This is a genomic window from Streptomyces sp. NPDC058620, from assembly GCF_042717135.1.
Taxonomy (GTDB): domain Bacteria; phylum Actinomycetota; class Actinomycetes; order Streptomycetales; family Streptomycetaceae; genus Streptomyces.
The window spans coordinates 1-13500 of record NZ_JBHXQO010000067.1 but is presented as its reverse complement, the minus strand read 5'-3'; the positions used below and the strand labels follow the sequence as shown (position 1 = coordinate 13500).

General features: G+C 71.5%; 11 protein-coding genes. 3 read left to right on the top strand and 8 right to left on the bottom strand.

Going from position 1 to position 13500, the window contains the following annotated elements:
* Nucleotides 1-215: 215 nt before the first annotated feature.
* Both ACFWSK_RS33230 and ACFWSK_RS33225 read right to left on the bottom strand, forming a co-directional pair.
* Entirely contained in the window at nucleotides 216-884 is a 669-nt protein-coding gene (locus ACFWSK_RS33230) for a DUF3017 domain-containing protein (protein WP_383794516.1), read from the bottom strand.
* 22 nt (nucleotides 885-906) lie between these two features.
* Complete coding sequence (locus tag ACFWSK_RS33225) at nucleotides 907-1791, bottom strand: bifunctional methylenetetrahydrofolate dehydrogenase/methenyltetrahydrofolate cyclohydrolase (protein ID WP_383794514.1); 885 nt, start codon at nucleotides 1789-1791, stop codon at nucleotides 907-909.
* Between the two features lie 234 nt (nucleotides 1792-2025).
* Between ACFWSK_RS33225 and ACFWSK_RS33220 the strand changes: the two genes are divergently transcribed.
* Nucleotides 2026-2631, top strand: coding sequence for a hypothetical protein (locus ACFWSK_RS33220; RefSeq protein ID WP_383794511.1), 606 nt, complete (start codon nucleotides 2026-2028; stop codon nucleotides 2629-2631).
* Nucleotides 2632-2748: 117 nt separating this feature from the next.
* Here the strand turns inward: ACFWSK_RS33220 and ACFWSK_RS33215 are convergent, their stop codons facing one another.
* The 3 genes from ACFWSK_RS33215 to purN all read right to left on the bottom strand — a co-directional run bounded on the left by ACFWSK_RS33215 (nucleotide 2749) and on the right by purN (nucleotide 6605).
* Nucleotides 2749-4236 (bottom strand): DUF2079 domain-containing protein, encoded by a 1488-nt coding sequence (locus ACFWSK_RS33215; protein ID WP_383794508.1) that lies wholly within the window; start codon nucleotides 4234-4236, stop codon nucleotides 2749-2751.
* Nucleotides 4237-4408: 172 nt separating this feature from the next.
* A complete protein-coding gene (gene purH / locus ACFWSK_RS33210) occupies nucleotides 4409-5962 on the bottom strand; it encodes a bifunctional phosphoribosylaminoimidazolecarboxamide formyltransferase/IMP cyclohydrolase (protein ID WP_383794506.1) in 1554 nt (517 codons plus the stop codon).
* Nucleotides 5949-6605: a phosphoribosylglycinamide formyltransferase gene (purN, locus tag ACFWSK_RS33205; RefSeq protein WP_383794503.1), complete on the bottom strand. Its 657-nt coding sequence runs from the start codon at nucleotides 6603-6605 to the stop codon at nucleotides 5949-5951. Before purN ends, purH begins: the two co-directional genes overlap by 14 nt.
* 240 nt (nucleotides 6606-6845) lie before the next feature.
* Between purN and ACFWSK_RS33200 the strand changes: the two genes are divergently transcribed.
* A complete protein-coding gene (locus tag ACFWSK_RS33200; RefSeq protein ID WP_383794500.1) occupies nucleotides 6846-7787 on the top strand; it encodes a hypothetical protein in 942 nt (313 codons plus the stop codon).
* A gap of 36 nt (nucleotides 7788-7823) precedes the next feature.
* Here the strand turns inward: ACFWSK_RS33200 and ACFWSK_RS33195 are convergent, their stop codons facing one another.
* Complete coding sequence (locus tag ACFWSK_RS33195; RefSeq protein ID WP_383794498.1) at nucleotides 7824-9572, bottom strand: DUF6350 family protein; 1749 nt, start codon at nucleotides 9570-9572, stop codon at nucleotides 7824-7826.
* Nucleotides 9573-9680: 108 nt separating this feature from the next.
* Here ACFWSK_RS33195 and ACFWSK_RS33190 point away from each other — a divergent pair, with 108 nt between their 5' ends.
* On the top strand, nucleotides 9681-10988 hold the full coding sequence (locus ACFWSK_RS33190; RefSeq protein WP_383794495.1) for a helix-turn-helix domain-containing protein: 1308 nt from the start codon (nucleotides 9681-9683) through the stop codon (nucleotides 10986-10988).
* A 121-nt stretch (nucleotides 10989-11109) separates the two neighbouring features.
* On the opposite strand, the gene sucD is transcribed toward ACFWSK_RS33190, so the two are convergent.
* Entirely contained in the window at nucleotides 11110-11994 is an 885-nt protein-coding gene (gene sucD / locus ACFWSK_RS33185; RefSeq protein ID WP_185299005.1) for a succinate--CoA ligase subunit alpha, read from the bottom strand.
* 21 nt (nucleotides 11995-12015) lie between these two features.
* Complete coding sequence (gene sucC, locus ACFWSK_RS33180) at nucleotides 12016-13197, bottom strand: ADP-forming succinate--CoA ligase subunit beta (protein WP_383794492.1); 1182 nt, start codon at nucleotides 13195-13197, stop codon at nucleotides 12016-12018.
* Nucleotides 13198-13500 lie beyond the last annotated feature (303 nt).

Here is a 13500-nt window from a genome sequence, read left to right as displayed (position 1 = left end):
TGGCGGAATGGTCACTTCCGTGCCACAGGCGCCCAGCATCCCTTGCCCCACCACGACATGTCCATGACGCTTGAGCCAGGACGGGGCAAGGCCGTTCAAGTCACCGCGTTCCGGGGCTTTTTCGTACGGAGTCCCCGCCCTCGGGTGTCCGTCCCTTCTCGGGGGAGGGGACGGACACCGCGGCGCATCGCGGTCACATCCAGCAGGGATGTCTCCTAGCGGATGGTGAAGTGGACCGCGTCCTCGAGGATGGGAACGTCCAGCCACGGCTCCGGCTGCGCCATCAGCGCGAGCAGCACGATGAGCGTGCCCATCAGTCCGTACGTGACCATGTCGGTGAACCGGGACCGCACGGCGAGCATGCCGACCGACGGGACCACCCAGCGCAGCACCGCCCCCGCCAGGAGGGCGGCCCCGATCAGCAAGGTGCCGATCCGGAACGCCTGCTCGAAGGGGTCGGTGGCGACGATCAGCAGCCCGGCCCCGGCCATGCAGAGCACCGTCAGCAGCGGCCACTGACGGGCGGGCGCGGGCGCGTCGCCCGGCGCCGCCCGTCCGCCGCCCTCGGGGCGCGCGGTGTCACGGGTCAGCGAGGGAAAGCGCCGGGAGCGCGGCGCGGCGGTCGCTCCGGACGCGTCCGGCCCGTCCGTCGCGCTCGGTTCACCAACAGTGCCCGCTCCACCCGTCGCACCCGCTTCCCCGTCCGCGCTCTGTTCACCCGCGGCTTCCTGGCGCGTCGACGCGCCGGCCTCCGCGGCCGGCCTCTCCGCCGGCTCCCCGGCGTCCGGGGCGGACGTCACCGGCGGCTCCCGGTCCTCGGACTCGGGGGCGGCGGACTCGGGGTCGGCGGAGTCCTGGCCGGCCGGGCTGGTACCAGCACCCATGACGTTCCTTCCGGGGGTCGGGTCAGCCGGAGACGGCAGCGGCGTCGGCGGCCTCGGCGGAGGCACGCTCGGCGGCCTCGACCACGTTGACCAGCAGCTGGGCACGGGTCATCGGGCCGACGCCACCGGGGTTCGGGGCGACCCAGGCGGCCACCTCGGCGACTCCCGGGTGGACATCGCCGACGATCTTGCCGTTCTCGTCGCGGCTGACGCCGACGTCGAGCACGGCGGCGCCCGGCTTCACGTCCTCCGGCTTGATGAGGTGGGGCACCCCTGCGGCGGCGACGATGATGTCGGCCTGCTTGAGGTGGGAGGAGAGGTCACGGGTGCCGGTGTGGCACTGGGTGACGGTGGCGTTCTCGGACTTACGGGTCAGCAGCAGCGGGATCGAGCGGCCGATGGTGACACCGCGTCCGACGACCACGACATGCGCGCCGTTGATCTCGACACCGTGGGCGCGGAGCAGCTGGACGACGCCCTGCGGAGTGCAGGGCAGCGGGCCACTCTCGTTCAGTACGAGCCTGCCCAGGCTCATCGGGTGCAGGCCGTCGGCGTCCTTGGCCGGGTCCATGAGTTCCAGGACTCGGTTGGTGTCGATGCCCTTGGGGAGGGGAAGCTGCACGATGTAACCCGTGCACTCGGGGTTGTCGTTGAGTTCGCGTACGACCTCCTCGATGTCCTCCTGAGTGGCGGTGCCGGGCAGTTCGCGCTGGATCGAGGCGATGCCGACCTGGGCGCAGTCACGGTGCTTGCCGTTCACGTACCACCGGCTGCCCGGGTCGTCGCCGACCAGCAGGGTCCCCAGGCCCGGCGTGATGCCCTGCGCCTTGAGGGCCGCCACACGGACGGTCAGATCGGATTTGATCGCAGCTGCGGTGGCCTTGCCATCGAGAATCTGGGCAGTCATGGACCCATCCTCGCGGATGACCCCGCCCGCTTACCAATTCTGGGTGCCCGGGATGGACGCGAGATTGCACTTGCACAACACATTGGGCAATCGGCTGGACAAAAACCCGATGTCAAGACCACGATGAGGCGCGCATACCGCGGACAGTGTCGGGGGGACAGACCGTTCATATTGCGTGCAATTCCTCCGCCCGGACCGCGTCGTCCCCGCAATTTCCAACGGAGGAATCTCGCCATGAGCTTCGGCGACCCGAACAACCCCTACGGCCAGCAGCAGCAGGGCGGGCAGCCGGGTTACGGCTACCCCCAGCAGGCTCCCCAGGGTGTGCCGGCGCAGGGCCAGCAGCCCGGCTACGGCTACCCCGCCGCCCCGCCCGTCCAGGCCGGTTACGGCTTCCCGGGTGCACCCACCGAGATGCCGGGCAACGTGAAGGCCGCCCGCATCATGCTCTACGTGATCGCCGGCCTCCAGCTGATCGGCGTGATCCTCTTCGCCCTCTCCGCAGTCGCCGTGAACGCGGCGAAGAACGACGCGGCGCTCCAGGACGACGTCCAGTTCCAGCAGCTGGCCGACTACTCCGGCGGCGCGCTGTGGGGCCTCACGGTCATCGTGCTCCTCTGGGGCGTGTTCGCCGTGTTCCTCGCCGCGAAGTTCGGCAAGGGCGGCAACGGAATCCGTATCGCCACCATCGTGTTCGGTTCGATCACCGCTCTGCTCGGTATCTACCCGTTCATCGTTGTCGGCCTCGTCCACACCGTTCTCGCCGTGCTGATCATCGTCTTCGTGGCGAAGTCCGACGGTGGCGCGTGGTTCAACCGTCAGCAGCAGTCGCAGTACTGACCGGCCGGGACCGGCTCCCGCCGGTCCCTCCGTCCGTACGCGCACGAAGGCCGTGACTCCGCTCACCGCGGGATTACGGCCTTCGGCCTTTTCCGCGGGCGGTTCGGTCCGCTCGGCTCAGCCGCCCTGGCCCGCCGGCGCGGGTGAGGTCCGCTCCAGCACCACGAACGACCCCGACCGGTGCTTGAGCCGGTAACGGGCCTCCGGGTGGAGCTGTTCCGCGTACGCCACGGGGTCCTCGATCGGCCGCGCCCAGCTGAAGTCCAGGTTGACGGCGACGATGTCGGGCGCCGTGCCCGGTGCCCCGCCGATCCAGTAGACCGTGCGGTCACCGGTGAGGTGCGCCATGAGCGTGATGTCCGTCTCGACGCGCGCCCCCGCGGGGATGGCTTCCAGGGCCTGTCGGGCCGCGTGGGTGCGTGCCTCGGTGCGGTAGGACTCGGGGCGCAGCAGATCACGCAGCGGAAGGTGCTGGGTGAGGGCCACGGCGATCGCGGTGGCGACGGGCACGGCGACCTCGGCGTACGAGACGAGCCAGGGCCGCGACGAGCCGCGGCTGCGGCGGACGCCGTCGGCCATCGCGAGGAAGAGCACCGGCATCAGGATGGCGCTGTAGTGCCAGACCATGCCCCAGTGGTTGGAGTCCTGGGACAGCAGCCGCCAGCCGATCGTGGGCAGGACGAGGAGGATCAGCGGTGAACGCAGCGCCATGAAGGCGGTGATGCCGACGAGGAGGACGAGCATTTCCAGCTTGACGGCGGAATCGAGGATGCCCAGGACCGAGTCGAGCAGGGAGACGTCCTGCTCGCCGTTCTTGTCGATCTTCTTCCAGTAGTCGTACGTCCCCTGGCTGCTGGCCGCCGGTATGAGCACGAACACAGTGAGGACGAAGGCCAGCACGCCGAAGGCGGCCAGCAGCGCGCCCTGGAGGCGGCGGCCGTAGAGGAAGAGCAGGAAGCCGACGACCGCGACGGTGGCGCCCAGGTCCTCCTTGACCAGCACCAGGGGCAGCGACCAGAGGACCGCGGCGGTCCAGCGCCGGGTGAGCAGGGCCCGGCAGACGAGCGCGAGCAGGGGCACCGCGAAGGCGATCTCGTGGAAGTCGGACTTCACCGCTTCCTGGAGCCCCCAGGACAGCCCGTACGCGACCGTGGCGCAGAGCCCCGAGCGGCCGCCGAGGAGCTGCTGGGTGGTACGGCCGACGACGACGGCCGAGGCGGCGAACAGGGCGGCCTGGGCGAACAGCAGGGCCAGGGCCGAGGGCCAGATCCAGTAGAGCGGCACCAGGAGCGCCACGACCGGGCTGAAGTGGTCGCCGAGTATCAGGTAGCCGGGACCCTTGATGTCCACGACAGGGGCGTTCAGTCCGGCGTAGGCACGGACCTCCTGCTCGAATATCCCCAGGTCCCAGGAGGGCGAGCCGAAGTTCCGGTACTGGAGGCAGGAGTAGAGGAAGTACAGCGCGCACAGCACGGCGGCCGTGATCAGGTACGGGCGCAGCGGGACGCGGTCTCCGGATGCCCCCGTACCGGCCGGCGACGCGGGAGCCGGAGGGCCGGCGTCCGTTTCGGACCGGTCCGAGTCCCTCTTGTTCAGTTCGAGCACAGTGCCCCCGCAACGGAATCTCTGGCCGTTTATTAGAACAGAGAGACGAGGCGGTACGGCACGCCGGACGCGGCGCAGGCCGCACCCCGGTGTGCGGGATACGGCCTGCGCGGTGCCGGATACGGACCGGCGGAGGTGCTGCGGCAGCTCGGTGCGAGGTGCCGGATACGGCTCAGTGGAAGAAGTGGCGCGTCCCGGTGAAGTACATGGTCACGCCCGCCTTCTTCGCCGCCTCGATGACCAGCTCGTCGCGGACCGATCCGCCCGGCTGGACCACGGCCCTGACGCCGGCCGCCGTCAGGATCTCCAGACCGTCGGGGAACGGGAAGAACGCGTCGGACGCGGCGTACGCCCCCTGTGCGCGCTCCTTGCCCGCCCGCTCGACGGCGAGCTTCGCGGAGTCCACCCGGTTGACCTGGCCCATGCCGACGCCGACCGAGGCGCCGTCCTTGGCGAGCAGGATCGCGTTCGACTTGACCGCGCGGCACGCCTTCCAGGCGAACGAGAGCTCGGCGAGCTCGTCGGCGGACAGGGCCTCACCGGTGGCGAGGGTCCAGTTGGCCGGGTCGTCGCCGTCGGCCTGGAGGCGGTCGGAGACCTGGAGGAGCGCACCGCCGTCGATCGGCTTGACCTCGACCCGGGCGGCCGGGGCGTCGGGGCAGCGCAGCACGCGGATGTTCTTCTTGCGGGCGAGCACCTCGACCGCGCCGTCCTCGTAGGCAGGGGCGACGATGACCTCGGTGAAGATCTCCGCGACCTGCTCGGCCAGGGCCACGGTCACCGGACGGTTGACGGCGATGACCCCGCCGAAGGCGGACAGCGGGTCACAGGCGTGGGCGCTGCGGTGCGCCGCGGCGACGTCGTCGCCGATCGCGATGCCGCACGGGTTGGCGTGCTTGATGATCGCGACACACGGCTCCGCGTGGTCGTACGCGGCCCGGCGCGCTGCGTCGGTGTCGGTGAAGTTGTTGTACGACATCTCCTTGCCGTGCAGCTGCTCCGCCTCGGCCAGGCCACCGGCGCCCGAGGTGTAGAGGGCGGCGGGCTGGTGCGGGTTCTCGCCGTACCGCAGGACGTTGCCGCGCTCGTACGTCGTACCGAAGAAGTCGGGGAAGCCCGAGTCGTCGGCGGCGGCGTAGTCGGCCGCGAACCAGGACGCCACGGCCACGTCGTACGCGGCGGTGTGCTGGAACGCCTCCGCGGCGAGCCGCTTGCGGGCGGTCAGGTCGAAGCCGCCCGCCGCGACCGCGGCGAGGACGTCGGCGTAACGCTCCGGGCTGGTGACGACGGCCACGGACGGGTGGTTCTTGGCCGCGGCGCGGACCATCGACGGACCGCCGATGTCGATCTGCTCCACGCACTCGTCGTCGGTGGCGCCGGAGGCGACGGTCTCCTTGAACGGGTACAGGTTGACGACCACGAGGTCGAAGGGCTCGACACCGAGCTCGGCGAGCTGCTCGCGGTGGGCGTCCAGGCGCAGGTCGGCGAGGATGCCGGCGTGCACACGGGGGTGGAGCGTCTTGACCCGGCCGTCGAGGCACTCGGGGAAACCGGTGAGCTCCTCGACCTTGGTGACCGGCACACCGGCGGCGGCGATCCTCCCGGCGGTGGAGCCGGTGGAGACGAGCTCGACACCCGCTTCGTGCAGACCGCGCGCGAGGTCTTCGAGCCCCGTCTTGTCGTAGACACTGACCAGGGCGCGGCGGATGGGCTTATTCACCGACATGACCGAGATGAACCTTTCGTCCCTCAATGCGATAGCCGTCGCGGGCGAGCCGCCCCACGGCCTCGACGAGCAGCGTGCGCTCGACTTCCTTGATGCGTTCGTGGAGGGCCGCTTCGCCCTCCGGGGTGTCCTCTTCGGTCACCTCGACCACGCCCTGCGCGATGATCGGACCGGTGTCGACGCCGTCGTCGACGAAGTGGACGGTGCACCCGGTGACCTTCACGCCGTACGCGAGAGCGTCACGTACGCCGTGGGCACCGGGAAAGCTGGGGAGCAGGGCGGGGTGGGTGTTGACGACCCGGCCACCGAACTCGGCGAGAAACCTCTTGCCCACGATCTTCATGAATCCGGCCGAGACGACCAGGTCCGGGCGGTACGCGGCGGTGGCGGCCGTGAGCGCCGCGTCCCACTCATCGCGGGTGGCGTGCTCGCGGACCCGGCACACGAATGTGGGGAGTCCGGCGCGCTCCGCGCGTTCCAGACCGGCGATGCCGGGGCGGTCGGCGCCGACCGCGACGACCTGGGCCCCATAGCCCTCGGGGTCGTCACCGATGGCGTCGAGCAGGGCTTGGAGGTTCGTACCGGAACCGGAAACCAGCACGACCAGGCGGGCCGGAGCGGCGGAAGGGGGCGGGGAGGCCACGGCTGGGCCCTTTCTCGCGTGGTAACGCAGGTGCGAAGTGCTTGCGGTGCTACTTGTACGGTCGTACGAAAGAATCTCGCCCCTTGATACGGGGAACTCTACGAACGGGCCGACCGTCAGCAACGATACCGGCACACCCAGCGGCCCCCACGGGACGGGGGCGTGGCCGGGAGGTAGCGTCTGGGGACAGCGAACCGTCCGCCGGGCGGGAAACGACGAGATGGGGAAGACGTTCTTCACATGCCGGACCGACGCCGCCGCACCGCCTTCCGCCTCCCGCTGCCCGAGCGGGCCCCGATGATGCTGCGGGAACGCCAGTCCTCCTCGCCGGGCTCCTCCCCTTCCTCCGGGTCTTCCGGGTCCTCCTCTTCCGGGTCTTCCGGCGCCGACGGCGGAGCCTCGGGTTCCACGCGACCACAGGACGACAACCCGTTCGCCGCTCCGCCCGAGAACCGGCCCGACCAGCCCTGGCAGCCGCGCCACCCCGCGCAGACCAACGGCGGCAACGGTGACAACGGCGACGACAAGCCCGGCGACTCCGGTGAACGCCCGTCCTGGGGCAGTCAGTGGAGCAACCAGCAGCCCGGACGGCAGAACGGCGGCTTCGGCAGCCGGCCCGGCGGCACCGGCCCCGGCGGCCAGGGCGGCGGGAAGGGCGGCCAGGACGGCGGGTCCGGCGGCACTCGCTGGGACCCGACCGACCCCGCCCAGCGGCGCGCCCGCTACGCCGTGCTGGGCGGCATGTGGGCCTTCTTCTTCGCCCTCTTCGACTTCCCGGAGATCGCGCTGCTCCTCGGCGCGCTCTCGGTCTACTGGTCGATCAGCGCACTGCGGGCCAAGCCGAAGAGCCCGTCCTCCGCCACCACCCACGCCACCGCGGACGACGTCGCGGGGATCGAGCGACCGGCGGCCACCGGTGACACGAGCGGCGGAGCGCCGAGGGACGGGGCCGCGCCCGGCACCGGCCGCGTCGGCTACGGCAGGCCGCAGACGACGGCCGCGGTCAGCGGCCTCGTGACGGCCCTGCTCGCGCTGTCGATCGTGGCGACGACGTTCACCGTGCAGCTCGTCTACCGCGACTACTACACCTGCGTGAACGACGCGCTGACCAAGTCCGGCGCGCTGGCCTGCAACGATCTGCTGCCCGAGCCGCTGGAACCCTTCTTCGGCGTCAAGAAGTAACCCTCCCGGGGGCCGGGTCCCGACCGACCCCGGCTCTCAGGAAGCAGTACCCCGGCCGGGTTCCGGAGGCTCCGACGCCTCCGGAGCCCGGCCGTTGCGCGTGGCCTCGGCGACCGGAAGGTCCGTCGTCGGGACCCCGGGCGCCGGGAAGTCCACCATCAGCCCGCCGGAGTCCTTCTTGAGAGAGGCCCGGCGGGCCTCCCTGGCCGCCTTCTCGTGCCAAGGGCCGGTCGGCAGGAAGTCGTACGGCTCGAAGGCCGCGCCCTCCTCGCCCACCCCGGCCGCACGGCCCGTACCGCCGGACGCCGGGTGCGGGACGGGCGAGGAGGCCGCAGCGGCCACGGTTCCCCCGTCGTCCGCGCCCCGGCGCCACCACCGCCTGCCACCGCTCCGCTCCGGTTCACCGTCGGCCTCGCTCCCCACTTCCGCCGTGTCCGGGGCGTCGGCCGTGCTGCTCGCGTCCGGCACGGCGGTGGCGTCGGTACGGTCCCGGCGCCACGCCCAGCCGCGCTCCCGCAGCCGCCACGACCTGAGCAGCAGCGCCACCGGTACGCCGATCAGGGCCGTCCAGGCGAGTGCTGCGGAACCCACCTGCCACCACACCGGGCCGAACTCCGCCAGCGCCCCCGTGCCCAGCGGGCCGCCGGACGCCGCCGTCAGCACCGCCGTACCGGCAGCACAGCCCACCGCCGCCAGGACGGCCACCAGCACCGTCTCGCGGCCGCTCCAGACCTCGTCACGGGCGCCCCGCACCGGCGCCGCCCGCCCCGCGGTGAACCAGCCGACCGCCAGACCGGCCGCCAGGGGCACCGCCAGAGCCGCCCAGCCGGCCACCGTCCCGGGGCCCGGGGCGGGCACGGCGGCCAGGAGGGGGAACTCCGGAAGCGCCGGGCGCCCCTCGACCGCGTACGGCGTCACCGTGGACGCCGTACCGAGAGCGAAGCCGGGCCCCAGACCGTACGCCGCACCCCACATCGCCGCGTTCGGTACGAGGGCCAGGGCCAGCAGCAGCACGGCGAGCCGCCCCGACCAGTCGCCGGCGAGCGCCAGGAACGAATCCTGGGCGGCCCGGGCATGCCACACAAGCGCCACCGCGACGAGCAGCGCACCGCCGCCGAGCAGCACCGCCGCCCCGGCGGCGGCGGACCGGAACGCCGCTTCCGCCCGGGTACGGAACAGGGTCCGCGCGACACCTTCCTGGAGCCTCAGCGGCGCCCAGGACGGCAGTGGACCCCATGGCCGCCCCGAGGCCGTCCACACCCCGGCGGCCGCGGAACCGGCCACCACCGCGGCGAGCGGGAAGCCGAGCGAGAAGCGGTCCGCAGGCATCGCCCCTCCCCGCGCACAGGCGGCGACCCCTGCGGCCACCAGCAGATATCCCGCCGTCACGGCGCAGAACGCACCGCCCACCGAGGGGACGGAGCGTCTCTCATCGGGCTCCAGGGCATCACGGGCGGCCCGGTGCGTCAGCCACACCGGGCCGGCGACGAGCAGCAGCGGAACGGTCGCGACGGGGGCCGGCACCCCGCTGAGGGTGTCGGTCCTGACGAGCTCGGCGCCGTGCGCCAGCAGCCAGAGCCCCGCCGCCACATGGAGGGCGCCACCGGGGCCGCTGTCGGGGTGCGGGGAGCTCATCCACAGCACCGTGACCAGTACGGCGAGCGAGCCGAGCCCCAGGCCGGCCGCGATCACTCCCCGTAGAAAGGAGGAGGCCAGGGCGGCGGTCCGGCTCCGCTCGGCCGACAACATGGGCATGCGCTCGGTCACTTGGGTCACGCCCGCCATGCTCCCAACGACACGCGCTTATTCCGCGTAACAGGCGAACAGCCGCTGTGTCGCTCAATATACGTTTATGTACTTTTTCACTCAGTGGTGCGCTCCCGGGGGCGCCTCATGAACCGGAGCACGACCGCGTCCACCGCCGCTACCCCGCTGCCCTCCCCACAGGAGCGACGCAGGCTGCGCGAGGAGCAGTCACTGAGTGAGGAGCAGGTGGCGACCGCCGTCGGCGTCACCCGGGCGACCGTCCGCTCCTGGGAGACGGGTCGCACCAGCCCCAAAGGGCGTAGGCGCGAGGCGTACGCCCAGCTGATCGCCCCCGCCGGGGAGCCGCAGCCACCGGAGCGGCCGGCCGCTCCGGCCGACCGGCCCAGGGCTTCAGCCCCGAACACCCGGCCGAAACCCGCCGCCGAACGGGCGGCCCGGCCGTCACCACCGTCGACCGTGCCCCGCACTCCGGTGCGGGGCACACCGCAGCCCTCCGTCGAAGCCCCCGGGAGCACCACCATGTCCCCGACCGAGCCCGACACCGGCACGGATGCCGAGCACCTCGCCACGGCCGATCCCCCCGAGGCCCGTGAGACCCCCGAGGCCCCGGCCGGCATCTCGGCCGAGGAAGCATTCGATGCCCTTTACACCCACACCGCGCCGGGACTGGTCCGCCAGACGTACCTGCTGACCGGACGGCGCGGCCTGTCCCTGGAGTCCGTCGAGCGCGCCTTCGAGCTGGCCTGGCAGCGCTGGCCCGAGGTCGCCGTGGACCGCGACCCGGCCGGCTGGGTGCGGGCCGCCGCGTACGAGTACGCGATGTCGCCCTGGCACCGTCTGCGCCGCGCCCACCGGCGCCCTGACTCACCACCGACCGAGCCGGGGCGCCGGGCCCTGTTCGACGCGCTGCTCGACCTGCCCCCGGCGTACCGCCGCACTCTGTTGCTCTACGACGGGGTGGGGCTGGACCTTCCGGAGACCGCCGCCGAGACCGAGGCGAGCACTCCGGCGGCAGCGGGCCGGCTGATGACGGCGAGGGCCGCGGTCGCCGAGCGGCTACCGGAGCTGGCGGACACCTCGTCCCCCGACGATCAGTCGGCGCTGCTGCACGACCGGCTCGGTGCGCTCGCCCTCGCCGAACACGTGCCCGCTCCGGCTCCGGCCCGCACCGTCCGCACGGCCGGCGAACGCAAGGCCAGGCTGTGGACGCGGGCGGCCATCGCCTTCGTCGCGGTCCTCGTCGGCGCGACGGCCCTCACGCTGCACACGGCGCCCACCCAGTACGAACAGCCGCTGGCGCCCGCCGAACGGGTCGGCGGCGTGCCGCCCCGAGGAGGCCCGCCGAAGCTCACCCCGCAGGACGTGAAGCTGCAGAAGGCGCTGCGTGAGGAGCTCGCGCACGGTCCGGAGCGGCTGGTCCCGCGGATTCCGTGACGGCGTCCGCCACGGATCGCGTACGAAAACGGCGCGGGCCCGCACCCTGGTTCAGGGTGCGGGCCCGCACCGTCCGTGCGGTGACGCGGTGGCGCGGCGACGGTCCGCCGCGCCGCGGCGATCAGGCGCCGAGGATCTCGCGCGCCAGCTTGGCGGTCTCGGTCGGCGTCTTGCCGACCTTCACGCCCGCGGCCTCGAGGGCCTCCTTCTTCCCCGCGGCGGTGCCGGAGGAACCGGAGACGATGGCGCCGGCGTGGCCCATCGTCTTGCCCTCGGGGGCGGTGAAGCCCGCGACGTAACCGACGACCGGCTTCGTGACGTTCTTCGCGATGAAGTCGGCCGCACGCTCCTCGGCGTCGCCGCCGATCTCGCCGATCATCACGATGAGGTCGGTGTCCGGGTCGGCCTCGAACGCCGCGAGGGCGTCGATGTGCGTCGTGCCGATGATCGGGTCGCCACCGATGCCGACGGCGGACGAGAAGCCGATGTCACGGAGCTCGTACATCATCTGGTAGGTCAGCGTGCCGGACTTGGACACGAGACCGATGCGGCCGGGCTTGGTGATGTCGCCCGGGATGATGCCGGCGTTGGACTGACCGGGGGTGATCAGGCCGGGGCAGTTCGGACCGATGATCCGGGTCTTGTTGCCCTTCTCGCCCGCGTACGCCCAGAAGGCGGCCGAGTCGTGAACGGCGATGCCCTCGGTGATCACGACGGCCAGCGGGATCTCGGCGTCGATCGCCTCGACGACGGCGGCCTTCGCGAAGGCCGGCGGCACGAAGAGGACGGACACGTCGGCGCCCGTCTTCTCCATCGCTTCCTTGACGGAACCGAAGACCGGAACCTCGGTGCCGTCGAAGTCGACGGACGTGCCGGCCTTGCGCGGGTTCACGCCGCCGACGATGTTGGTGCCGTCAGCCAGCATGAGCTTGGTGTGCTTCATGCCCGTGGCGCCGGTCATCCCCTGGACGATGACCTTGCTGTCCTTGGTGAGGAAGATAGCCATGGTGTTGGAGTCCCTCGTCCCTTACTTCGCAGCCGCGGCGAGCTCGGCGGCCTTGTCGGCCGCGCCGTCCATGGTGTCCACACGCTGCACGAGCGGGTGGTTGGCGTCGGAAAGGATCTTGCGACCCAGTTCCGCGTTGTTGCCGTCGAGACGCACGACCAGCGGCTTCTCGACCTTCTCGCCCTTGGACTCGAGCAGCGCCAGAGCCTGAACGATGCCGTTGGCGACCTCGTCACAGGCGGTGATGCCACCGAAGACGTTGACGAAGACGGACTTGACGTCCGCGTCGCCGAGGATGATCTCCAGGCCGTTCGCCATGACCTCTGCGGAAGCGCCGCCACCGATGTCGAGGAAGTTGGCGGGCTTCACGTTGCCGTGCTTCTCACCGGCGTACGCGACGACGTCCAGGGTCGACATGACCAGACCGGCACCGTTACCGATGATGCCGACCTCGCCGTCGAGCTTGACGTAGTTGAGGTTCTTGGCCTTGGCGGCAGCCTCGAGCGGGTTGGCTGCGTCCTTGTCCTCGAGCGCCTCGTGCCCGGGCTGGCGGAAGTCGGCGTTCTCGTCGAGCGAGACCTTGCCGTCCAGCGCCAGGATGTCGCCGGAGGCGACCTTGGCGAGCGGGTTCACCTCGACGAGGAGCGCGTCCTCGGCGACGAAGGTGTCCCACAGCGTCACCAGAACCTCGGCGACCTTCTCGGCCACCTCGGCCGGGAACTTCGCCTGGGCGACGATCTCGCGGGCCTTCTCGATCGTCACTCCGGAGTTGGAGTCGACCGGGACCTTCGCGAGGGCCTCGGGGGTCTTCTCCGCGACCTCCTCGATGTCCATGCCGCCCTGCACCGAGGCCATGGCCAGGAAGGTGCGGTTGGTGCGGTCGAGGAGGTACGAGACGTAGTACTCCTCCAGGATCTCCGGCGCGGTCTCGGCGATCATCACCTTGTGGACCGTGTGGCCCTTGATGTCCATGCCGAGGATGTCGGTCGCACGGGCGACCGCCTCGTCGGGGGTGGCGGCCAGCTTGACGCCGCCGGCCTTGCCTCGGCCACCGACCTTCACCTGCGCCTTGACGACGGACTTGCCGCCCAGCCGCTCGGTCGCCTCGCGGGCTGCCTCAGGCGTGTCAATGACTTCACCGGCCAGCACCGGTACACCGTGCTTGGCGAAGAGGTCCCTCGCCTGGTACTCGAACAGGTCCACGCGCGTCCGTCCCTTTTAGTGATCTCGCGGTTCGTTCTTCTGCGTGGGCAGTGCCGCGAGGGCAACGTGACTGCGCTGTCACAAGGGAGGCGCACACGGTGTCCGGGTACGCGGCATGTCCATCCCGCAGGTTATCTCCGTGCTCCGCAGGACCCTAAATCGCAGATCACACCTGGGCGGTGATAACTGTCACAGATCGCCCTCCCGGCCGGGTCGCGGTGGACAGAACCGCAGGTGACAGCCCCGTACGGGAACGCGCACGGCGCCGGGCGGTTCCCCGCTCCCCGCGGTGCGAACCGAGGG